Raw genomic sequence first — 22224 nt, forward strand, 5'->3', positions numbered from 1 at the left:
GTCGTGGTGCAGGAGGCGAGGGTGATGTCCCGCGAGGTGCGGACCTCAGGAAGTCGTGCGGCGCAGGCGCCCGAGTCGGCGTGCTCCCGTGTCCAGCGCCCGCCAGATCGCGATCGCTGCGACGGCCACGACCAGGGATACGCCCTGGAAGATCGTCCCGACTCCGGTGGGGAGCCCGGCGATCGCGATGACCTGGTCGAGGAGCTGGAGGAAGACGCTCGCGGCGATGACCGGGGCGACGCTGCCGGGGCCTCCGTTCATAGCGACTCCGGCGATCGCGGCGACCGTGACGGTCGCCAGCTGGTAGGGGGTTCCGATCGAGGTGTCAGGGGTGCCGATGAACGAGGCGACGAGGACGCCGGCCGACCCGTAGAGCAGTCCGGCGAGTGCGAAGACGCCGAGCTCGATCGCGAGGACGTGCACGCCGAGTGTGCGCGCGGCGCGCCGGTTGGCGCCGACGGCGCCCACCATGCGTCCTGCTCGAGTGCGGGAGAGGCCGAGTCCGAGCAGCACCGCGACCACGATCGCGACGAGGAAGCAGACGTTGACGGTGAAGAAGGAGGTGCGGGCGAAGTCGGTCAGCGCGGCCGGTGCGGCGCCGGTGATCGAGAAGGAGACGCCCGTCCACAGCCCGATCCCACCTGACGCGATGCCCAGGGTGCCGAGCGTCACGATCAGCGAGTTCAGCCGGAGCAGGGAGATCAGCACGCCGTTGACCAGGCTGAAGGCGACAGCGACGGCCAGGGCGAGGACGATCACGACGGGCAGGTTCGCGCCGGGGACTCCGTAGCGCACGATGATGCCGGCCGAGATGGCGACCATGGCCGGCACAGAGAGGTCGAGCCCGCCGATCATGAGGATCAGCATCTGGCCGAGTGCGGCCAGGGTGAGGATTCCCGCGAGCGCCGTGACCACCGAGATGGACGGTCCGCGCATGCTCGACGGTGCGAAGGCCGCGGCGACGACGACCAGGAGCGCCAGGGCGGCCCAGGCGGCGAGGTAGCGCGTCGGGAGGCGGTACTTCAGGTCGGTCAGCCAGCGCTGGTTCGTCCGGTGGACGGTCGGTACCGTAGCCAGCTCGATGTCGAAGCTGCGATCGTTCTCGGCGAGTGGCACCGGTGCCTCCAGCGGTCTGAGGGGATCCGCCCCCTCGGACGAGGGCGCGGGGTGAGGTCTCTGCGCAGCATGATCGGCTGCGTCCGGTCTCCCGGTCACCGCGAAGCTCCACTGCTTGAGAGTGAAGATATCCCGCACTGTGGGACTTGTCAACGTCCTTGGTTCGGAGGGTGAGAGGAGATTCCTGGGAGGACGCGCTGGGTCGATCGAGGGTCGGCGCTCGGCAGCGCTCCCCGCAGCAGGGCGGCCCTTCGGCCTCACCTCCCCCGCGGGGAGCGACGGTCATCTTGCGCCGGGACGATGCGTCAGAGTGCTGACGACCGTTGCGAGGGATCCGTCGTCGCCGACATTGCCCGCGAACACGACATAGGGGATTCCTGTGGCTGGTCCGTCGGCCGGCTCCCAGAGCGACACCAGACCAGGAAGCATGGGGCCGCGGACGATCGCATGGCGGATCGAGAGACCGAAGGCGGCCACGTCGCTCGATGTGATGCCGCCCTTCGCGATCACGAAGCGCGGCGCGCGGGCCTCGAGGACCCGCTGCACGACCAGGACCACCGCAGCGGAGACCCGGCGGGAGATGTCCAGGCTCTCCTCCGGGTCGTCCGTCCGGACGAGGGTGCGACTCGTGTGGACGACGACGTCTCCCCGACCGAGGGCGTCGCTCGCACTGCTCACGATCGCGTCGACGTGATCGTCGACCCGGTCGGGGTCGAGCACTGCCGCGATGTCCACCTCGAGCGTCGCCTCGATGTGCTCGCTGCGCCCCAGAGCGGCGAGTTGCCGCGAGGTCAGTCCGACGTGGGAGCCGACCACGATCAGCCCTCCGACGGCGTCGCTTCCCGCGGAACCGTAGACATCGTCCGATGTCAGAGGCGCATGGACCTCCTGACCCACCCGGGCGCGCACGAACGGAGGGCCGACTCGGTACAGCAGGTCGAGCCCCCTCTGCTCGGCGCGTTCGAGTCCCAGCGCGAGTGAGCGGAGATCGTCCTCGGTCACGATGTCGACGACGACGTGAGTCCTCCCGGTCAGCCCCGCCAGTCCTGCGGCGACAGCCTCGGGTCCCGACCTCACCGTCGTGAGATCGAGCAGGACGACGTCCTCGGCAGCCGTGCGGCCCTCGGTCTTCTCGGCGACGTAGTCGCGGAGATCGGAGCTGCGGTACCCGAACGTCGCATCGCGGGCGAACTCGGTCTCGGCGATCGGAAGGAGGCCCTCGGCGCTGCGCATGTAGTGCATGCCGCCGATCGTGATCCGCCCCGCATCGGGGAAGGCGGGGACCAGGATGATCGCGTCGATCTCCGTGCCCGTGAGCTCTCGAAGGCTGTCCGCGATCACGTCCGTCTCGAGCGGGAAGTGACCTCGGAGGGTGGAGTCGCCCCGGCTCACGAAGGCGAGCCGGAGTCCGAGCTCTGAGGCGGCGAGGCTCGCATTGCGCACGATCTCGCGAGTGCGGCGAGCGGTGGTGGCGGCGTCGAGGCTCCGCGTGTTCGTCAACACGTACACGGCGGGACGTCCCAGGCCCAGAGCCCAATGGAAGTCGCTCGTCTCCCACTGCATGAGGACGGGCAGGTCGGCGACCGACTGGGTTCCGGTCGGGTCGTCATCGAGGACGACAAGCACACGGCCAGACGCCTCGACCGCGCTCCTCACCTCCTCCGCGTCCACGGGCGAGTTCGCGGGGTAGCCGGCGAGCGCTGCCGATTCGGTGATCATGGTCATTCCTTCGAACTGAGGACTGCTGAGAGGCTGGATCAGCGCACTGCGCTGATGTGGACCGCCGAGATGACGCACGGCTGGTCGCTCCGGTTGCTCCACGCGTGCTTGACGCCGCGGATGACCGTGGTATCGCCCGCCTGCAGGAGCTTCTCGCCCTCGTCGACGAGCAGGTGCACCTCTCCGGAGATCACCGAGACGATGTCGATCGTCTCGGTGGTGTGCATGCCCGGCGCATCGCCCGGCTCCGGCGTCACTCCGGACTGCGCGAGGAGCCGCGCGTATCCGGCCTCGTAGTCCCACTCGCTGTCGGGGGCGAACGCGGTGATGTCGTAGCCGTAGCCGTTCGGGGGCGGGGGGATCACCGAGGCGTCGCCGGGACCGTTGGGTGCTGTGACCGGTGTCGGGACCTCGAGCCCCTGCCACAGCTGGTTGCGGGTGTAGCCGTCGCCGACCAGGCGGTCGCTGGTCGGCTCATCGCTGAGGAACACCGACCGGCCGTCGTCGTCCACGCCGGTGACGATCAAGCGGGAGCGGAGTGAGCGGTGCGAGCCCGCGTCGAGGGTCGCGGCCCGAGAGGCCCGGAGCTCCTGGAGGAGCGCTTCGTCGACCCGTGCGTTATCGACGAAGATCCGCTGGTCGGTGAACCGCCCGTCGACGATCGTGATCCGCGACGCGGCCTTGACCTCGAGGATCACGCCGTTGTGCAGCGTCCATCGTCCCATTGACTCGAAGAAGACGACGCCGTCGTCCTCCTCCCAGGCGTTCACGAGATCGTGGCCCAGCGAGACCACCCGGTCGAGCATGGCGCTGAAGGCCGACATGATGCGCTCCCGTCCTCGGATCTCGGGGTCGCTGTTGAAGGTCAGCGTCATGTCGTCGGCGTAGTAGGAGCCGAACCGCTCGGGATCGTTCGCCTCCATCGCCGCGTAGTACTCGGTCAGCAATTTCGTCGTTTCCGGACGCGCGCGCACGGTGACCCTGCCTTTCAGGAGTGGGAGAGCTGGCGCTCGAGGGGGAAGGACGTGTACACGAAGGTCGCCGCCTCGCCGGAGGTGTTGCGCAGGTCGTGCATGCTCGCCGGCAGCACGATGCTGTCGCCGGGGGCCAGCGAGACATCGCCGTCCTCCAGCACGATGTCGAGCAGGCCCGACGTCATCGTGATGATGTGGAGGGAGTCGTCGTAGTGCAGGTCGGCGACCCACTCCGTCGACGGTCCGCTGAAGGGCTCGATCGTCAGGATCCGCACCACGGCTCCGTGCGGCGGTGCCGGGAGTGCGCCCTCGCGCCTCGGGTCGGTACCGTCGTCGAGGCGCGCGGGAACGGAGTCCTGCCGCCACACCTCCTGGAGCTCGACCGTCGAGGACGGGCGGACGATCGGCAGATCGGAGGCATCGGCGACCACGGTCGACCGGCCGCTCGCGTCGAGTCCGACGATCACCCGGCGGTTCGGCGACGAGCTCCGGTCCGCCATCAGATGCCCACCGTCTGGCCGCCGTCGACGACGAGCGCGTGCCCGAGCGTGAAGCCTCCGAGATCCGAGCACAGCCAGAGGATCGCCGAGGCGATCTCCTCGGGTCGCCCCATCCGGCCGATCGGCTCCTGCGCTATCACGCGGGCCCGACCCTCGGGCGTGCCACCGGAGAAGCGGTCCATCATCGGGGTCTCGATGATGCCGGGGCAGATCGCGTTGATCCGGATGCCGCGTGCCGCGTAGTCGAGCGAGGCCGCCTTGGTCAGGCCGATGAGCCCCCACTTGGTCGCGCAGTACGCGGCCTGACCGCTGATGCCCACGACTCCGGCGCCGGACGAGATGTTGACGATTGCTCCGCCGCTCTCGCCCATCGCGATGACCTCGTGCTTCATCGAGACGAAGACGCCGCGGAGGTTGATGCTCATGAGGCGGTCCCACTCCTCGTCGCTGGTCTCGGTGAGCGAGGAGGGCGCCTGCTCGACACCCGCGTTGTTGATGCCGTAGTCGAGGCGTCCCAGTGCGGCGACGGTCGAGTTCACCGCGCTCTCGACGGAGGCGCTGTCGGACACGTCGCAGAGTGCGGTGTGCGCGCGGCGGCCGGTGGCCTCGATCAGGGTGGCCGTCTCCCGCAGCGACTGCTCGCTCCGGTCGGCGATGGCGACGTCGGCGCCCGCCTCTGCGAAGGCGAGAGCCGTCGCCCGGCCGATGCCCGACCCTCCGCCCGTGATGAACGCGACGGTGCCGCTGAACTGCTCTGACGTGGTCATGGGTGTGCCCTTCTTGGAACGGGAAGCACTCGCGCGGCTGTGCGCGGCGCCGGGAGGTCGAGGCGACGTCGGATCAGACGGCGAGTTCGGAGACGCGCTGCGCGAGGTAGTCGACGCCCATGCGCGGGCTCGAGAGCACCGTCAGGCCGGTCCTCTCCTCGAGTACGCCCGCGAGGCGCGACATCGACGCCTGCGCCAGGACGATCAGGTCGACCGACTTCGCGAGGTCGACGGCCTGCTCGATGATCAGGGCGTCGTGCGCGTCGCGGTCGCCCGACATCAGGATCGCGAAGGCGCCGTCGCAGAGGCGCTGCTCGATGGTGATGCTCCGCTCGATGCCGTCGGCCGCCGCCTGGATGAGGTCGGAGGTCGGCCCCAGTGTGGTCGGCACCGTGGCGAGAACGCCGATGCTGGTGCCCTCGCGGGCGGCTCGCAACGCCATCGCCTCGTCGATCTTGACGACGGGCGTGTGCACGTTCTGCGCGGCGATGTCGAGCGCCGGGCCGAGGGAGGAGCACGCCGAGAAGATGATGTCGGCGCCCGCCTCTTCGGCGGCCTGAGCCAGGTGCACCATGCGGGCCTCGCTCTTGGGGGAGATGCCCTGCTCGCGGACGACTGTGGCGAGGACGTCGGAGTCGACGAAGTGCATCACCTCGGCGTCCGGGATCAGCTCGGCGATCAGGTCGTTGATCACCGGCTCCACGGAGACGAACACGAAACTCGTGTGCAGGATTGCGATCTTCTTGGCCACGGTGATCTCCTTTGATTCACGACGGGATGAGAATATCCCGCAGTATTGGATTTTACAATTCCGTGAGCGCTCAGACCGATCCGACTGACGGCGGACGTGCCGGCCCTCGCGAGGCGGGTCAGAGCTGGATGTAGACGCTCTTCGTGTAGAGGTAGGTGTCGAGGTGCGCAGCGGTCCCCTTCGCTCCGTACCCGCTGGTCTTCGTGCCGCTGAACCCCACCATGGGGTCGACGAGTCCATAGCAGTTCACCCACATGGTTCCGGTGTGCACTCCGCGGACGACGCGCAGCGCGGTGGAGATGCTCTGGGACCACACCGCTCCGCCGAGGCCGTACTCGCTGTCGTTGGCGATGGCGACGGCGTCGTCGACGTCGTCGAAAGGCAGGATGGACAGCACCGGGCCGAAGATCTCCTCCTGCGCGATTCGCATGCTGTTGGATACTCCGCCGAACACCGTCGGCTCCATGAAGTAGCCGTTCCCCAGTCCTTCCGTCAGGCGGTTGCCTCCGGAGAGGAGCTCGGCTCCCTCCGCGACGCCGATCTCGACGTAGGACAGCACGGTGTCCAGCTGCGACTCCGAGATGACCGGCCCGAGGGCGGCGGAGTCGTCGAGGCTGTGCCCGACGCGGAGGCCCTTGACGTAGGCCAGCAGCCGCTTCGTGAACTCGTCCACGATCGAGCGCTGGACGAGCACGCGGGTGCCGGCGTAGCAGATCTGCCCGGAGTTCGCGAAGACGCCCATGGCCACGGCCGGCACGGCGGTGTCGAGGTCGGCATCGGCGCAGACGATGTCGGCCGACTTGCCGCCCAGTTCGAGTTGGAGCTTCTTGATGTTCGAGGTGGACGCCTCGATGATCCGCCGCCCCGTCTCGGTCGAGCCGGTGAAGGCCACCCGGTCGACGTCCAGGTGCGCCGCGAGCGCGGTGCCCGCCTCGCTGCCTCGGCCGGTGACGACGTTCACGACGCCGGCGGGGACGCCGGCCTCGAGGAGGATCTCGGCCACCCGCAGCACCGACAGCGACGCGTACTGCGCGGGCTTCAGCACGGCGGTGCAGCCGGTGGCGAGGACCGCGCCGATGATCCAGAGCTGGCTGTTCAACGGTCCGTTCCACGGAATGATCCCGCCGATCACGCCGACCGGCGCCTTGAAGGTCATCGTGGCGACGTCGCCCGGTAGACCGTTCATCAGCGTCTCGCCCGAGATCGTCAACGCCTGGGCAGCGAAGAAGGCGAGCATCTTCTTCATGGTCGCCTTCGAGGCCCGCACCCGCGCGATCGGCGAGCCCATGTCGAGCGACTCGATCTGAGCCAGCTCCTCGAACCGCTCCTCCAGTGTGGCGGCGACTCGGTGGAGGAGCTCCTGGCGCTGGTAGGGGGTCCAGGTGCTCCACTCGCCCTCGAACGCGGAGCGTGCGGCCGCGACCGCGCGATCGATGTCGGAGGCGTCCCCCGACGAGAAGCGCGCGAGCACCTCTCCGCTCGAGGGGGAGACGGTGGACAGAGTCTGCCCCGACGCCGCGGGGACCAGTCGGCCGTCGATGACGAGGAAGTGCTCGGGACGCTCGAGGAAGCGGCGAGCCTCGTCGCCGAGGGGGAAGTCGCCGTGGGTGGTGGTCATGACAGTCCTTTCGCAGTGATCGGGAACCTCGTTCAATCGAAGAGGAAGACGCCTTTGCCGATCTGGCGGCGGTCGAAGAGGTCGTAGGCGCGCTCGGCGTCCGCCAACCGGAAATCGTCGGTGAAGAGCGATTCGACGTCCAGGCCGCGCTCGGCGACGAAGAGCGCGCACTCCTCCTGCTGGTTCTTGCTGAAGGTGAGAGAGCCGAGGACCGTCTTGTGCCGGTGGATCAGCTCGTCGCTGTCCAACTCGAACGAGCCGAAGACGCCGACCATGCAGGCGGTGCCCCAGGGGCGCACCGACTGGATCGCCTGACGGCGCACGGCCGAGACGGCGCTGCACTCGATCGCCTTGTCCGCGCCCGCGCCGTCGCGCGTGAGCTCGCGGATCGCGGCCACGGCGTCGGTCGCGCTCGAGTCGACCAGGTGGTCCGCGCCGAACGACGCGGCCATCGCCAGGCGGGAGGCGTCGACGTCGACCGCGATCACCCGAGCGCCGAGCGCCTTCGCCAGCATCGTGCAGCTGAGCCCGACGGGGCCCTGCCCGAAGACCACCACCGTCTCGTCGGCGCTCAGCTCAACGCGTTTCAGGGCGCCCCAGGCGGTTCCGGTGCCGCACGAGATCGCGGCCCCGGTGGTGAAGGAGAGCGAGTCGGGAAGGCGGATGAGCGTGTGCGCGGGCACCTTCATGAGGTCCGCGTGCGCGCCGTCGCCGTCGAGACCGCCGAACACGGTGCGTCCGTTGGTGCAGTACTGGGTCCAGCCCGAGCGGCAGAACCGGCAGGTGCGGCAGCCGTCGTAGTGGTGCACCATGACGCGGTCGCCCACTCGGGCCTCGCTCGGCCGCACTGCGTCGCCGACGAGCTCGACGACCCCGCACGGCTCGTGGCCCTCGATGACCTGCTCGGCGGGGGAGCGGCGCGGGCCGCGGAGGTGGTGCAGGTCACTCCCGCACATCCCCGACGCCTTGATGCGGAGGACGACCTCGTCCGGCCCGGGGACCGGATCGGGGTACTCGCGCAGCTCCAGCTCGCCCTCGCCGAGGAACACGACGGCCTTCATGCGCAGATCTTCTCGGTCATCATGTGATCTCCTTCGATCGGACGGGAAGCGGTCACGCCGGGACGGCGTCGCGGTAGAGGCCGGCCGCGCGGGCCCGCTGGGTCGCGAGCTCGACGACGAGCGAGAGGGCGGGGGTCTCGACCCCCGCGAGATCGGCGAGCTCGAGGGGGACGCGGAAGAGGGCGTCCACCTCCATCGCGCGATCGGACAGCAGATCCTGCACGACGCTCTGCACGTGGTGCGAGGTCTTCAGCCGGGCGAGTCCCTCGTCGGTGTCGCCCGCATCGCAGCCGAGTGCGCGCGCGAGGGCGCGCGCCTCCGCGGCCATCGTCTCGGCGAGAGCGGCGACGGCGGGGGCGGCGAGGGCGTCCTGCATGGCGGAGGCGGTGAGCACGCCCAGTGACCCTCCGATCATGTTCATCACCAGCTTGCCCCAGACCGCGTCGCGGATCACCGGTGTGGTCGACACGTCGAGACCGCTGCCGTCGAAGGCCGAGGCGAGTGCGGTCAGACGTGGATCGTCCTGGCCGTCGGGGCGGCCGATCAGGAGGCGGTTGCGCGGGTTCTCGGCGCGGATGACGCCCGGAGCGACAGTCGTGCAGGCGGTGTACGCGACCGCTCCGGCGACCTGCTCGGCGGCGAGGCGCGTGCCGAGAACGCCGTCCGGATCGAGACGGGGGAGCGGCGTCCCGTCGAGGGGGCCGCCGTGCGAGCGGAAGTACCACCACGGCACCCCGTTCGTCACGAACAGCACGAGGCCGTCGCTCGCGAGCAGGGGCGCGAGCTTCTCGGCGATGCTCGGCAGCGCCGGGGCCTTCACGGCGACGACGACGACGTCCTGCGGCTCCAGCTGCTCGGGCCGGTCGGTGGCGAGCGGATGCGACAGCAGAGTGCCGTCGCGCGTCTCGACCCGCAGTCCGTTCTCGCGGATCGCGGCGAGGCTCTCGCCCCGCGCGATCAGCGAGACCACGGCCGAGCTCGAGGCGAGCCGACCGGCGATGTGGCCGCCGACCGCTCCCGCGCCGTAGACGCAGATCTTCATGCGCGCGCTCCGCCGGTCATGCCCGGTCCTCGAACTGCCGGCGCTTTGCGGTCGCCGCGCCGAGGAGGAACGAGATGTCGTTGCCGGTCGAGACGTAGCTCGCACCGAGACCGAGGTACTTCTCGATGAGGTCCGGCCATCCGCCCAGTCCGCCGATGCCGATCGCGGTGCCGGACGCCGTGCAGGCGGCGATCACCCGGAGGTAGGCCTCGTGCACCGACGGGTGGTCCATCTGCCCGGCGACGCCGAGCTCGACGCTGAGGTCGTTCGCACCGACCAGCAGCATGTCGACGCCGTCCACGGCCGCGATCTCCTCCACCGCCTCCAGGCCCGCGCGCGACTCGATCATCGCGACCACGAGGGAGGCGCTGTCGAGCTCGCGGATGACCTGCTCGGGCGGGAAGGCCCGGTAGTTCAGCTGCGGAGCGGCACCGGCCAGCGAGCGCTCGCCGACCGGCACGTGCTTCACGGCGCGCACCAGCGCGCGCGCCTCGTCGGCCGACTGCACGCCGGGCAGGATGATGCCCATCGCGCCCGAGTCCATGACCCGGGCGATGAGGGGGGCGTCGAGGCCGGGGACGCGCACCAGCGGAGTGACTCCGAGGGCGTTGCAAGCCATGCAGATCTGACCGGCGTCCTCGAGCGAGACGCTGCTGTGCTCCAGGTCGATGTAGATCGAGTCGAAGCCGGCGGTCGAGGCGATCGAGGCGATGTCGACGGTCCGGACGAGCCGGACGGTCATCGAGTAGACCGTCTCGCCCCTGGCGAGCTTGTCTTTCGCGCGGTTGACGAGGATGCGGGGGATGGCGTCGTTCATGATGGCTGCTCTCCTGGTGGGGTCTGTCGTTCAGCCGAAGGGTGTCGGCAGGGTCTGCGCTTCGTCGTCGAATCCGTACTCGGACTTGACCTCGAGGTACTCCTCGAACCCGAAGCGGCCCATCGAGCGGCCGATCCCCGACTGCTTGTACCCGCCCATGGGCGCGTACGAGTCGGTCGCCGCGCCGTTGTAGCTGATGCGGCCGGCGCGGAAGCCGTTCGCGATCCGGCGGGCGTCCTCCGCTTCACCGGCGAAGACGAAGCCGGCGAGTCCGTAGGGGGAGTCGTTGGCGATGCGTACCGCCTCCTCCTCGTCCCGGTAGGGGATGACGGCCAGCACCGGGCCGAAGATCTCTTCGCGGGCGATCGTCATCTCGGGCGTGACGTCGACGAACACCGTGGGCTGCACGAAGTAGCCGCTCTCCAGGCCCTCGGGGCGGTCGAGGCCGCCCGTGACGAGCCGGGCGCCCTCGTCGAGGCCGCTCTGGATGTGAGCGCGGACGGAGTCGCGCTGCGCCGCGCTGACCATCGGACCCATCGTGGTCGACTCGTCGAGCGGGTCGCCGAGGGTGAAGCGGCGGGCCTCGTCGACGAGGAACGGGACGACCTCGTCGATCTGGCTCTCGTGCACGAGCATCCGCGTCGGGGCGTGGCAGGACTGGCCGGCGTTGAAGAAGCCGCGCTGGATGTTCCAGCGCGCGGCCTTCTCGAGATCGGCGTCGGGCAGCACGATGTTGGCCGACTTGCCGCCGAGTTCGAGGCACACGCGCTTCACCGTCGCGGAGGCGGCGGCACCGACCTGCGCACCGGCGGCCGTGGATCCGGTGAACGAGATCATGTCGACGTCGGGGTGGCGCGAGAGCGTGTCGCCGACCTCGCGGCCCGGGCCGTTGACGAGGTTGAAGACGCCCGCGGGCACGCCGGCCTCGTGCATCACCCGGGCGAGGAGGGCTCCGCTGGCGGCGGAGACGACGCTGGGCTTGGCGACGATGGTACAGCCGGCGGCCAGGCCGTAGATCGTCTTGATCACGCCGGTCTGCACCGGCCAGTTCCACGGTGAGATCAGCGCGCAGACGCCGACGGGCTCGCGGCGCACGATGGCGCGCCCGACGCGGGACTCGAAGGGGTAGTCGCGGAGGATGTCGCGCGCCACCCGCATGTGCTCGGCGGGGCCGGCCACCTGGGCTCGGTTGCCGACGGGGATCCCGACCTCGCGGGCGATGAGCTGGGAGAACTCGTCGGCGTACGCCTCGTACACGTCGATGATGCGGTCGATGAGGGCGATGCGCTCCTCGACCGTGGTGAGCGAGTAGGTCTCGAACGCGCGCCGGGCCGCGGCGATCGCGAGCTCGGCGTCGGCGGATCCGCCGAGGGCGACCCGTGCGAAGGGCTCCTCGAGCGTGGGGTCGATGAGGTCGGTGGTGCGCGGAGTGATCGGCTCGACCCAGCGGCCGTCTATGTAGAGATGCGGGTAGTGCTTCATGAGCGGGGTCCTCCTCGGGCCGGGCGGGACAGGTCGGGGTCTTCGGCAGCGGGCGGTCAGCTGCTGTGGGTGTAGCCGCCGTCGCAGGCGATTGTCTGCCCCGTGATGAAGGCCGACGCCGGGGTGGAGAGGAAGATCATGATGCCGACGAGGTCGGTGGGCACCATGCCGCGGGGGATGCACTGCCGAGAGGCGGCGCGCTCGCGCACGGCGACGGTCGGGTTGACGGTGCGCTCCACCTCAGTGGCGACGCTCCCCGGACGGATGCAGTTGACCGTGACGCCCGAGGGTCCGAGCTCGCGTGCCAGGGAGTTGGTCATCCCGATCACGGCCGACTTCGAGGTGACGTAGTGCAGGTAGTCGACGGTGCCGTTGGTGACGGCGTCCGAGGAGACGTTGATGATGCGTCCGAACCCCGCCTCGCGCATCGGCGCGGCCACGGCGCGGGCGCAGAGGTACGTACCGGTGATGTTGACGTCGAGCACCTGGTCCCACTTCGGGAGGGGGATCCGATCGAACGGGCCCTTCTCGATGGTCGCGAAGATCGAGGCGTTGTTGATGAGCACGTCGACCCGCCCCCACTTCTCGAGGACCGAGGCGACCATCGCGGTCACGGAGGGCTCGTCCGAGACGTCGACGCGGACCGCGAGGCCGCTGCCACCGGCGCCCTCGATCTCGGCGACGACCGACTCCGCCTTCGCGAGGTCGAGATCCGCCACGACGCTGAACGCGCCGGCCGCGGCGAACTGGCGAGCGAGCTCCCGGCCGATGCCCTGGGCGGCGCCGGTGATGATCACGATGCGGCCCTCCACGCTGAAGTCGCGGGCGGAGGCGGGGACGCCTGAGTCCTGAGGGGCGTGAGTGAGCGGAATCGTCGTCATCGTCAATCCTCGGAGGGCTGGTGTGCGGATAGGAGAGGTCCTGAGCGCCGTCCCGCTCCGCGCCGCGCCTCCGAGAGGGAAACGGTTCGGAAGCGACCTCGCTTCTGGCATTGAACATATCCCGTTATCTGGGATACTGTCAATCAACGGCTCGTCGCACTCCAGGAGTACGAGGGCCGCACACTGCAGACCGTCGGCTCTCGCCGGGGGGTGCATCGATTCGTGAAGGAGCAGACATGCGCGTGAGCAAAGCAGCGGACACCGACGTCGAGAAGGTCGGGACCATGCGCGAAGGAGTACTGGAGCAGAAGCACCTGCTGTTCGGCGAGGACGGCTCGCCCAACAACTACGACCTCAACATGGGTCAGACGGGCGGCGGCGGATGGCGCACCCCGCGGCACCGCCACACCTTCGACCAGATCCGCTACGTGATCAAGGGGAAGCTCCCCTACACCGAGACCGAGGTCCTCGAGGAGGGCTGGGTCGGCTACTTCCCTGAGAGCGTCCACTACGGACCTCAGGAGCGCGCCGAGGGCCTGCGCACGATGGTGCTGCAGAGCGGCGGCGCCAGCGGCGGCGGCTACCTCAGCGTCGCTCAGCGCGAAGCCACCAACGCCGAGCTCAACGAGAAGGGCGAGTTCAAGAAGGGCCTGTACTACTACACCGACGAGAACGGTGTGGAGCAGAGCATGGACGGCTCGCAGGCCATCTTCGAGCACGCGATGGGCCACCCGCTCGAGTTCGCATCCCCGCGCTACACCGACGTCATCGCGATGGACCCCGAGGCCTACGCCTGGACTCCTCAGGGCACCGAGGGCGTCGAGGAGAAGTGGCTCGGCCGCTTCACCGAGCGCGACCTCCGCATCGGGTTCATCCGCCTCGAGGCGGGCGCGGTCTACGAGGCCGGTCAGTTCGACTCGATCGAGATCCTGTTCCAGATCGACGGCAAGGTGACCGCCAAGGGTGAGACCTACGGCCCCGAGACCGGATACGAGTTCCTGGCCAACGAGGGCCCCGTCCCCCTCGAGGCCGTCGAGCCGACCACCTTCCTGCGAACGGTGCTGCACCGCTTCTGATCAGCAGACGGCCGATGCCGCGGGTTCTCACGAGCCCGCGGCATCGACGTGCGCGCCGGACCGAACGATCAGGGGACGACAGCGCGGAGCCGTGTCAGAGCAGCGTCTCCGCATCGGGCAGCCGCGACGAGATGACCGCCGCCGCCTCCCGGACTGCGACGATCGCCTGCTCGACCTCGACGTCGCGTCGCTCGTTCTCGTCCCACGCCACGCCGACGCTGCCGACGACGGTCTTCCGATCCGTCAGGATGGGGGCAGCGCAGCCCCACACCCCCGGGTTGAACTCACCCCGCGTCACGAGGTAGCCGTCCTTCTTGATCTGGCCGAGTGCGGCTCGGAACTCGCTCCAGTCGCTCCCGAGGCCCGCCGCCTGGATCTGCTCGCTCTGGCGCGGGTAGATCGCCTTGAGGCGATGGTGTGGGAAGTGGGCCATGATCACCTTGGACACGGCGCCCTGGAACAGCGGACGCCGCTGTCCGCGGCTGAAGCGGTTCGCAGGACTCAGGGGAGCTCGGAACTCGCCCACGCACAGGACGGCGTCCCGGAAGGCGGTGCAGAGAAGGGCCGAGTGGCCGATCTTCTCGACCAACTCCTCGAGGACGCCGTGACTGGCCAGCAGAAGCGGATCGGTCTGGCGGATCTGCAGATCCAGCTCGATGATCCGCGGCCCCAGACGGTAGTAGCCGTTCTTCACGGCTGTCAGAAGGCCGGCGTCGTGCAGAGTCTTGATGTAGCGGTACCCGGTCGAGCGCGACGTGTCGAGCGCGGTGATCAGGTCCGCGGTCGACCACACCGACTGCTCCTCGGTGTAGAGCTCGAGGATCGCCAGCATTCTGGCCAGGCTCCCCGCGCCATCGGAAGCGTCGGGAGCGACACCGGTCGGCGGAGATGCCTGAGTCATACCGGTCTCTCTTCCTGCCAGGATAGGGCGATACTGCGATCGACGAGAAGTCTCACAGTATCGGATGCGATGACCGCTGGTCGGATGACGATGTCCGATGGCGGGGCGGGATCCGCCGTTCACAAGGCCGCTTCCGCACTGTCCGATTCGCCCTCAAGATGCCGATATCTCAAAGTATGGGATTATCTCGATACGGGTCGTTGACGATCCGCGAGCGGGAGGACCACATGGCCTGGCAGCAGAATTGCGACCGGATGTTCATCGGGGGGCAGTGGTGGGCGCCATCCTCCCCTGCGATCGTCCGTGTCATCTCCCCGGTGACCGAGCAGGAGATCGCCTCCGTGCCGGCGGCGGACGCCGAGGCGATCGATCGGGCTGTCGGAGCGGCACGCGCCGCGTTCGACGCGGGCCCGTGGCCGCGACTCGCCCTCGCGGACCGCGTAGCGGTCCTCCGTCGGCTCGAGGAGGGGCTGCGTCGACGGGGCGAGGAACTGGCCCGGCTGATCACCGACGAGATGGGATCGCCCATCACGCAATCGCGTGCGATCCAGGTCGGCAACGCGAGTGCGGTGATCGCCGCCTTCCTCGACCTGGCGGACACCTACCCCTTCGAGGTCGAGCGGACGACCAGTCGCACGCGAGCGCTGGTGACGCGGGAGCCGGTCGGAGTCGTCGCGGCCGTCGTTCCGTGGAACATGCCCTTGGTCGCCGCGATCCAGAAGGTCGTTCCCGCGCTGCTGGCCGGGTGCGCGGTGATCCTCAAACCCTCACCCGAGACCCCGCTCGACGCGTACCTGCTCGCCGAGCTGCTGAGCGACGCGGGGCTGCCGGCCGGAGCCTTCAACGTGTGCGTCGCCGAGCGCGAGATCAGCGAGTACCTCGTCACCCACCCCGGTGTCGACAAGGTCGCCTTCACCGGGTCCACCGCCGCCGGTCGGCGCATCGCGTCGCTGTGCGGTCGGGCGCTGCGCCGGGTGACGCTCGAGCTCGGTGGCAAGTCGGCGGGGATAGTCCTCGACGACGCCGATCTCGACCGCACCGTCGAGAAGCTCCGTCTCGGATCGTTCCGCAACAGCGGCCAGGTCTGCAGCCTCAAGACCCGCCTCCTGGTGTCGGAGCGGCGCCTCCCTGAGTTCACCGAGCGGCTGGTCTCGATGATCGAGTCGATGCCCGTCGGCGACCCCCTCGATCCCACCACTCAGATCGGGCCCCTGGTCAGCCGTCGGCAGCGGGACATCGTCGAGTCCTACATTGAGAGCGGGCGCGAGCAAGGTGCGAAGCTCGCTCTCGGCGGAGGGCGGCCGGCCGGTCTCGATCACGGGTGGTACGTCCAGCCGACGGTCTTCACCGGTGTCGATCCCGGTCTGCGGATCGCGCGGGAGGAGATCTTCGGCCCGGTCCTCGCCGTCATCCCCTACGCCGATGAGGAGCAGGCCGTCGCTATCGCCAACGACTCCGTATACGGGCTGAACGGCGCCGTCTACACGGACGACGTCGAGCGCGGCGTCGCCGTGGCCCGGCGCCTGCGGACCGGCACCGTCGAGGTCGACGGCAACCCGGTCGGCGTGGTGTCGCCCAGCGGCGGCTTCAAGGCGAGCGGGATCGGGCGGGAGAACGGAAGGGAGGGTCTGGACGCCTACACCGAGATCAAGTCCATCGGCCTCCCGCTCCGGGGCTCCGCCGGATGACTCCGGCGCTGGAGGGCGATCTCGCGCAGCATTTCGCCCATCTCGCCGCCCACGTCGATCCGGCCACCCTGCCGGAGGAGGCTTCCGAGGCGGCGAAGAAGAGCATCCTCGACACGCTCGGAGTGAGCCTCGCCGCCTCCGGTCTCGAGCCCGCCGCGCGGAGCGTGCTCTCGCTCGTCCGCGAGGGCTCCTCGTCTGAGGCGACGGTGCTCGGCTACGGTGGGCGGGCTTCGGCGGCCGATGCCGCCTTCGTCAACGGGGCGCTCGCCCACGCGCTCGACTTCGACGACCAGACGCCGTGGGGCCAGCACGCGGCGAGCTCGATCGTGCCCGCCGCGCTCGCTCTCGCGGAGCGGGTCGGCGGCGTGTCCGGCGGCACGCTGATCGCGGCAGTCGCGGTCGGCCAGGATCTTTTCGCCCGTCTGCGCAGGCACGTGGGCTGGCGGAAGGACTGGAACCTCTCGTCGGTGCTCGGCGTCTATGCGGGGACGGTCGCCGCGGGCCGGGTACTGGGGCTCCCGGCCGACCGCATCGAGAGCGCGCTGGGCATCGCGAGCATGCACTCGAGCGGGGTGATGAACATGGTCGCCGGCACGGGGAGCGATCTGCGCGGCATGTACGCAGCGTTCTCGGCCCGTGGCGCGGTCACGTCCGCCCTGCTGGCCGAGCGGGGTCTCTCCGGTGTCCCGGAATTGTTCGAGGGCGAGACCGGGGTTCTGGCCACGTACTTCCACGGGGAGTACGACCGCCACGCGATCCTCCACGACCTCGGCTCCGATTTCCGCGGAGCCGGGACGCTGTACAAGCTCTGGCCGTCGGTGGGGACCTCGCACAGCCACATCCATGCGACGCTGAAGCTGATGGAGGAGCTCGGCATCGCGGCCGACGACATCGAGTCGCTGCGAGTGCATGTGGGCGACTACCACGCCGTCATGTGCCGGCCGCTCGCCGACAGGAGGACTCCGGCATCGGGCGCCGACGCGAAGTTCAGCCTGCCGTTCCTGGTCGCCCTGGCGGCGGTCAGGGGCGGAGTCGGTCTCCACGATTTCACCCCGGCGGGCCTCGACGACGCAGCGGTCCTCGCGCTGGCGCAACGGGTGCAGTCGATCCCGAATGCCGGGCTCGACTGGACGGACGTGCTGCCGCCCGGGCGGGTCGAGATCCGCACGCGCGACGGGCGCACGGCGACCCGGGTCGGCACGGGCGTCCCCGGGAACGGCGGGAACCCGCTCACGTGGGATCAGCTCACGGCGAAGTTCGTCGAGTGCGCCGGGGCCGCGGCGGCGCCGCTCGATCCGATGCGCGTCAGTCGCGCGGCGGGGCTGATCCGCCGCCTCGAGACGGTGTCGGACGTGCGCGAGGTCGTGGACCTGCTGGCCGACTGATGCCGACGCCATCCGATCCACTCTCCGAGATATTAGTGAAGTCCCACAATGTCGGATAGACTCAACGTTGTTCTTGATATCGGCACCTTCGCTGCGGCGCCCTGGCGGACCTCCGGGATCGCCGTCCCCGGCGCTGCTGGAGGCGAGGCGTCCGAGTCCGGATGCAGAGACGACGACGTCCGTCGACCCGGTGGCGTCCGTGGGAGCACCCGCGGTACCGGGCCCGACTGCGGCGACCGCGTGCCCTCGGGCACTTGACGATGGAGACGACGATGTCGAACACGATGACGAACGAGGCGCCCACCCGGATCGGGATCATCTCCGCCCGCGGCGTGAGCGTGCCCGACGGGGGTTTCACGATGGAGATCCTCAACCCCGCCACAGGCTCGGTGATCGGCACCCTCCACGAGGCAGATGCCTCGGAGGTCGACGCGGTCGTGGCGGGAGCGAAGGAGGCGTACGAGACGATCTGGCGTCGTACGGCGCCCGACGTGCGCGGCCGCATGCTCGCGGCGTGGGCCTCGGCCATCGCCGACCACCGCGAAGAGCTCGCCGACATCGAGGTCGCCGACGTCGGGCATCTGCGGCGCGAAGTGACCGCAGACCTCGACTCGTGTGTGCGCATCCTGCGCTACTACTCCGGTCTCGCCGACAAGCTCGAGGGCCGCACCTTCGCCCAGCTCCCCGATCGCCTGTCGTACGGGCTCGACGAGCCGTTCGGTGTCGTCGCGGGCGTCAGCCCCTACAACGGCAATGCCAACTTCCTCGCGCTCAAGGCGGGACCGGCGCTCGTCGCCGGCAACTGCATCGTCATCAAGGCGCCCGAGGTCGCGCCGCTGCTCAACTACCGGCTCGTCGAACTCGCCCTCGAGGCGGGGCTGCCGGCGGGTGTCGTCAGCGTCGTGACCGGCCGCGGCGAGACCGTCGGACCGCTGCTCACCGAGCACCCCGACATCGGCATGATCGCCTTCACCGGCGGACCGGACTCGGGGCGCGCCATCATCCGCCAGTCGGCGGCCAACATCGTGCCCACCTTCCTCGAGCTCGGGGGGAAGAGCCCGGCGATCGTCCTCCCGGACGCGGACCTCGACATCGCGCTCCCGTCGCTCCTGCACTCCAACTTCGCCAAGAGCGGGCAGAGCTGCGTGACGGGCTCGCGGATCTTCGCGCCCGACTCGATGTACGCCGAGATCAGCGAACGGCTCGGGCAGAAGGCCCGGACCGTCCGCGTCGGTCTCCCGACCGAGGAGTCCTCGCAGATGGGCTCCCTGATCACGCAGCGACACCGCTCCAAGGTCGACGCCCTCGTGCAGCGCGCGGTCGCCGCCGGCGCAGAGGTGCTGGCCGGTGGCGCCCCCGCCGAGGACGGCGTGCTCGCCGACGGCGCCTTCTACCGGCCGACGGTTCTCGGCGGCGTTACCGACGACAACCCCGCCGCCCTCACCGAGGCGTTCGGACCGATGGCGAGCGTGCTGTCCTACTCCGACGTCGACGAGGTGCTCGCGCGGGCGAACTCGTCGGAGTTCGGCCTCAGCGCCCAGATCTGGGGCAACGACGCGCGGACCCTCCAGTTCCTCGCCAAGAATCTGATCGCCGGCACCGTCTGGGTGAACACGTACCGCTCCTTCCACCCGACGGTCCCGTTCGGCGGGATGAAGCAGAGCGGGTTCGGCAAGGAGAACGGCTTCGACTCCGTCGCCATGTACACCCGGCGCAAGGCCGTCGTCTGGGATCTCACGACCGAGCGCGAGCTCCCGTACTCCTGACCGGTCTCCTCCGGCCCGCCGCGGACCCGGCCGCGCCCCGCCTCCGCCTCCTAGCGCGACGACAGCACCAGCGCACTCGAGCAGAAAGACGACGACATGACCACGAACGACCACGCACCGGCGCCCACCGGACGACTCGCCGGGCGCCGGATCATCATCACGGGCGCCGCCTCCGGGATCGGACGGAGCACGGCGGCGCTCTTCGCTCGGGAAGGGGCCTCGGTCGCACTCCTGGACCGTGACCGCGACCTCGTCCTCCGTGCCGCCGAGGAGATCGGCGGCCGGGCGTTCGCAGTGGACGTCACCGACGACGCCGCGGTCGTCCTCTCGGTCGCCGAGGCCGCGGAAGCGCTCGGCGGGATCGACGGTGTCGTCCACGCCGCCGGGATCATGTTCCGCGGTCGGGCCGTCGATGTCGCGCCGCGGGACTGGCAGCGCGTGATCGACGTGAATCTCACGGGGACCTACACGGTGATCCGAGCGTGCGTGCCGTTCCTGACCCGTGAGCCGGCGGCGACGGTCGTCACGATCGCCTCAGCGGCGGGCCTGCTGCCCAACAGCCCCGGCTACACCGCCTACGCGGCGTCCAAGGGCGGAGTCATCGCCCTGTCGAAGGCGTTCGCCGCCGAGCTCGCGCCGACCGTGCGGGTGAACACCGTCTGCCCCGGCATGGTCGACACGGCCATGGCCGATGGGTTCCGCGAGAACGCCGTGAACTACGCTCTCGGGCGGCTGGCGGACCCGGTCGAGATCGCCCACTCCCTTCTCTTCCTCTCGAGCTGGGACTCCTCGTACATCACCGCCTCGACGCTCGCGGCCGACGGCGGCCGGACCTTCCATTGACCGCGCACGGAGCACAGTCGTGACGACCGCCGTTGAGAGTCGCGGCCGCGAGCTCATTGCCCTGCACCGCGCCCCCGAGATCCTCAGCGTCGTGAACGTCTGGGACGTGATCTCGGCGACCACCGTCGCCGCCCTGCCCGAGACGAGGGCGCTGGCGACCGCGAGCCACTCGATCGCGGCGACCTTCGGCTACGAGGACGGCGAGCGGATCCCGCTCGACCTGCACCTCGACATGATCGGCCGGATCTGCGCGGCCGTCGACCTCCCCGTGTCGGCCGATCTAGAGGCGGGCTACGGCGCGGCGGGCGAGACCGTGCGGAAGGCGATCGGCGTCGGGGTGGTGGGCGCCAACCTCGAGGATCAGGCGAAGCCGCTCGCGGACTCCCTCCGAGCGGTCGAGGCCGCCGTGCGCGCCGCCGAGGCGGAGGGTGTCCCGTTCGCGCTCAACGCCCGCACCGATGTGATCGCGCACGCCGGCGACGACCTGGGCGACGAGGTCGTCGCCGACGCGATCGAGCGCGGTCGGGCGTACCTCGAGGCCGGAGCCACCTCGGTCTTCGTCGCCGGACGCCTCTCGGACGACACGGTCGTCCGCCTGGTCCAGGGACTCGGCCGGCAGCGGATCAGCGTGATCGGACTGATCGGAACGCAGTCGGCGACCCGCTTCGAGGAGCTCGGCGTCGCGCGGATCTCGTACGGGCCGTGGACGCAGCGCGTCGCTCTGACGGCTCTCCAGGACACCGCCGCCGTCCTCTACCGAGGGGGAGTGCTGCCCGAGGGGACTCGTCGCCTGACGTGATTCCCGCCGGTCCGGTCGAGCGGTGCCTTGCCTAAACAGGTTCCAGCAGAACCCTTCACGTGCTTGTCGCCTCGCCATACCGTTGCCGACATGGATCACCGAGCAGAGGTACGCGAGTTCCTGGCGTCACGCCGTGGACGCAGGACTCCGGAGCAGGCCGGCATCGAGCCGGGCGGTGGACGTCGCCGGGTCACGGGCCTCCGCCGCGATGAGGCGGCTCGTCTCGCCGGGGTGAGCATCGACTACTACACCCGTCTCGAGCGGGGCAACCTCGCCGGGGTGTCCGACTCGGTTCTGGACGCGATCGCTCGGGCCCTCGCCCTCGACCGTGCCGAGCACGACCACCTGTACGACCTCGCCCGCACGGCGAACGAAGCGGGCGTGCGCTCGCGCCCGCGACCCAGGGTCGCGAAGACGATCCGACCCGAGCTGCAGTTCCTCCTCGACGCGATCACGGAGGCTCCGGCTTTCGTGTCGAACACCCGGATGGACATCGTCGCCGCGAACACCCTCGGATTCGCGCTCTACTCCGAGATGTACAAGAGCCCGGCGAGACCGGCCAACCACTCCCGCTTCATCTTCTTCGACCCGCGCGCGTACGTCTTCTACCCCGACTGGGAGCGAGCCGCCGACGTCAACGTCGCGATCCTCCGCCGCGACGCGGGCCGGAACCCCCACGACAAGCAGCTCGCCGAGCTCATCGGAGAGCTGTCGATGCGTAGTGACGACTTCCGGACCCGGTGGGCCGAGCACAACGTGCGGCGCCACTACACGGGTCTGAAGCAGTTCAACCACCCGGCCGTCGGCCTGATGGAGCTGACCTTCCAAGCGATCGACCTGCAGGACGACCCGGGGTACTCGATGACCGTCTACCCGGCGGTGCCCGGCAGCCCGACGGACGAGAAGCTCCGCCAACTCGCCACCTGGGCCGCGACCGAGGAGATCGCGCGCCTCACCACCACCAGCTCCGCGAGCTGACCCCTCCTCCCCTCTACTACGGCCGATGACGGCGCGGCTCCTGCATCCCGCGGCGCCGCC

At 69.8% G+C, this 22224-nt stretch carries 20 protein-coding genes; 7 read left to right on the top strand and 13 right to left on the bottom strand.

The features are described from left to right. Nucleotides 1-45: 45 nt before the first annotated feature. The 12 genes from ASF48_RS09130 to ASF48_RS09185 form a co-directional block, all read right to left on the bottom strand. Nucleotides 46-1116, bottom strand: a complete 1071-nt coding sequence (locus tag ASF48_RS09130; protein ID WP_055790061.1) for an ABC transporter permease — start codon at nt 1114-1116, stop codon at nt 46-48. Nucleotides 1117-1398: 282 nt separating this feature from the next. Further along, nucleotides 1399-2835, bottom strand: a complete 1437-nt coding sequence (locus ASF48_RS09135; protein ID WP_055790065.1) for a four-carbon acid sugar kinase family protein — start codon at nt 2833-2835, stop codon at nt 1399-1401. A 38-nt stretch (nt 2836-2873) separates the two neighbouring features. After that, a complete protein-coding gene (locus ASF48_RS09140; RefSeq protein ID WP_157603122.1) occupies nt 2874-3809 on the bottom strand; it encodes a nuclear transport factor 2 family protein in 936 nt (311 codons plus the stop codon). Nucleotides 3810-3823: 14 nt separating this feature from the next. Next, nucleotides 3824-4309 (bottom strand): cupin domain-containing protein, encoded by a 486-nt coding sequence (locus tag ASF48_RS09145; protein WP_055790070.1) that lies wholly within the window; start codon nt 4307-4309, stop codon nt 3824-3826. Continuing rightward, nucleotides 4309-5076, bottom strand: a complete 768-nt coding sequence (locus tag ASF48_RS09150; protein WP_055790073.1) for a glucose 1-dehydrogenase — start codon at nt 5074-5076, stop codon at nt 4309-4311. Before ASF48_RS09150 ends, ASF48_RS09145 begins: the two co-directional genes overlap by 1 nt. Before the next feature lie 73 nt (nt 5077-5149). Continuing rightward, nucleotides 5150-5827, bottom strand: coding sequence for an aspartate/glutamate racemase family protein (locus ASF48_RS09155; RefSeq protein WP_055790076.1), 678 nt, complete (start codon nt 5825-5827; stop codon nt 5150-5152). A 118-nt stretch (nt 5828-5945) separates the two neighbouring features. Continuing rightward, nucleotides 5946-7445, bottom strand: coding sequence for an aldehyde dehydrogenase family protein (locus ASF48_RS09160; RefSeq protein WP_082481176.1), 1500 nt, complete (start codon nt 7443-7445; stop codon nt 5946-5948). Nucleotides 7446-7477: 32 nt separating this feature from the next. After that, the gene (locus ASF48_RS09165) at nt 7478-8506 is read right to left on the bottom strand and encodes a zinc-dependent alcohol dehydrogenase family protein (protein ID WP_055790080.1); all 1029 of its coding nucleotides are present in this window, start codon (nt 8504-8506) and stop codon (nt 7478-7480) included. Between the two features lie 52 nt (nt 8507-8558). Next, on the bottom strand, nt 8559-9548 hold the full coding sequence (locus ASF48_RS09170) for a ketopantoate reductase family protein (protein WP_055790083.1): 990 nt from the start codon (nt 9546-9548) through the stop codon (nt 8559-8561). Nucleotides 9549-9564: 16 nt separating this feature from the next. Further along, on the bottom strand, nt 9565-10365 hold the full coding sequence (locus ASF48_RS09175) for an HpcH/HpaI aldolase family protein (RefSeq protein ID WP_055790086.1): 801 nt from the start codon (nt 10363-10365) through the stop codon (nt 9565-9567). Nucleotides 10366-10395: 30 nt separating this feature from the next. Next, on the bottom strand, nt 10396-11847 hold the full coding sequence (locus ASF48_RS09180; RefSeq protein ID WP_055790089.1) for an aldehyde dehydrogenase family protein: 1452 nt from the start codon (nt 11845-11847) through the stop codon (nt 10396-10398). 56 nt (nt 11848-11903) lie between these two features. Further along, nucleotides 11904-12728, bottom strand: coding sequence for an SDR family NAD(P)-dependent oxidoreductase (locus ASF48_RS09185; protein WP_055790092.1), 825 nt, complete (start codon nt 12726-12728; stop codon nt 11904-11906). A 236-nt stretch (nt 12729-12964) separates the two neighbouring features. Between ASF48_RS09185 and ASF48_RS09190 the strand changes: the two genes are divergently transcribed. Beyond that, nucleotides 12965-13804, top strand: a complete 840-nt coding sequence (locus ASF48_RS09190; RefSeq protein WP_055790096.1) for a hypothetical protein — start codon at nt 12965-12967, stop codon at nt 13802-13804. Between the two features lie 94 nt (nt 13805-13898). Here ASF48_RS09190 and ASF48_RS09195 read toward each other — a convergent pair whose 3' ends face one another. Beyond that, on the bottom strand, nt 13899-14636 hold the full coding sequence (locus ASF48_RS09195; protein WP_055790099.1) for an IclR family transcriptional regulator: 738 nt from the start codon (nt 14634-14636) through the stop codon (nt 13899-13901). A 323-nt stretch (nt 14637-14959) separates the two neighbouring features. Here ASF48_RS09195 and ASF48_RS09200 point away from each other — a divergent pair, with 323 nt between their 5' ends. The 6 genes from ASF48_RS09200 (at nt 14960) to ASF48_RS09225 (ending at nt 22164) form a co-directional block, all read left to right on the top strand. Then, nucleotides 14960-16393 (top strand): aldehyde dehydrogenase, encoded by a 1434-nt coding sequence (locus tag ASF48_RS09200; protein WP_268788511.1) that lies wholly within the window; start codon nt 14960-14962, stop codon nt 16391-16393. Beyond that, entirely contained in the window at nt 16390-17778 is a 1389-nt protein-coding gene (locus ASF48_RS09205) for an MmgE/PrpD family protein (protein WP_055790104.1), read from the top strand. The genes ASF48_RS09200 and ASF48_RS09205 overlap by 4 nt, the downstream gene beginning before the upstream one ends. A gap of 272 nt (nt 17779-18050) precedes the next feature. Further along, nucleotides 18051-19544, top strand: a complete 1494-nt coding sequence (locus ASF48_RS09210) for an aldehyde dehydrogenase family protein (protein ID WP_055790108.1) — start codon at nt 18051-18053, stop codon at nt 19542-19544. A gap of 96 nt (nt 19545-19640) precedes the next feature. Then, nucleotides 19641-20387: an SDR family NAD(P)-dependent oxidoreductase gene (locus ASF48_RS09215; RefSeq protein WP_055790112.1), complete on the top strand. Its 747-nt coding sequence runs from the start codon at nt 19641-19643 to the stop codon at nt 20385-20387. A gap of 19 nt (nt 20388-20406) precedes the next feature. After that, nucleotides 20407-21186, top strand: a complete 780-nt coding sequence (locus tag ASF48_RS09220; protein WP_055790114.1) for an isocitrate lyase/PEP mutase family protein — start codon at nt 20407-20409, stop codon at nt 21184-21186. A 90-nt stretch (nt 21187-21276) separates the two neighbouring features. After that, nucleotides 21277-22164 carry a helix-turn-helix transcriptional regulator gene (locus tag ASF48_RS09225; RefSeq protein ID WP_055790118.1) on the top strand — a complete coding sequence of 296 codons (888 nt, stop codon included), beginning with the start codon at nt 21277-21279 and terminating at the stop codon, nt 22162-22164. Nucleotides 22165-22224: the final 60 nt, after the last annotated feature.

This window comes from Rathayibacter sp. Leaf299 (assembly GCF_001423055.1).
In the GTDB taxonomy this organism is placed as follows: domain Bacteria; phylum Actinomycetota; class Actinomycetes; order Actinomycetales; family Microbacteriaceae; genus Rathayibacter; species Rathayibacter caricis.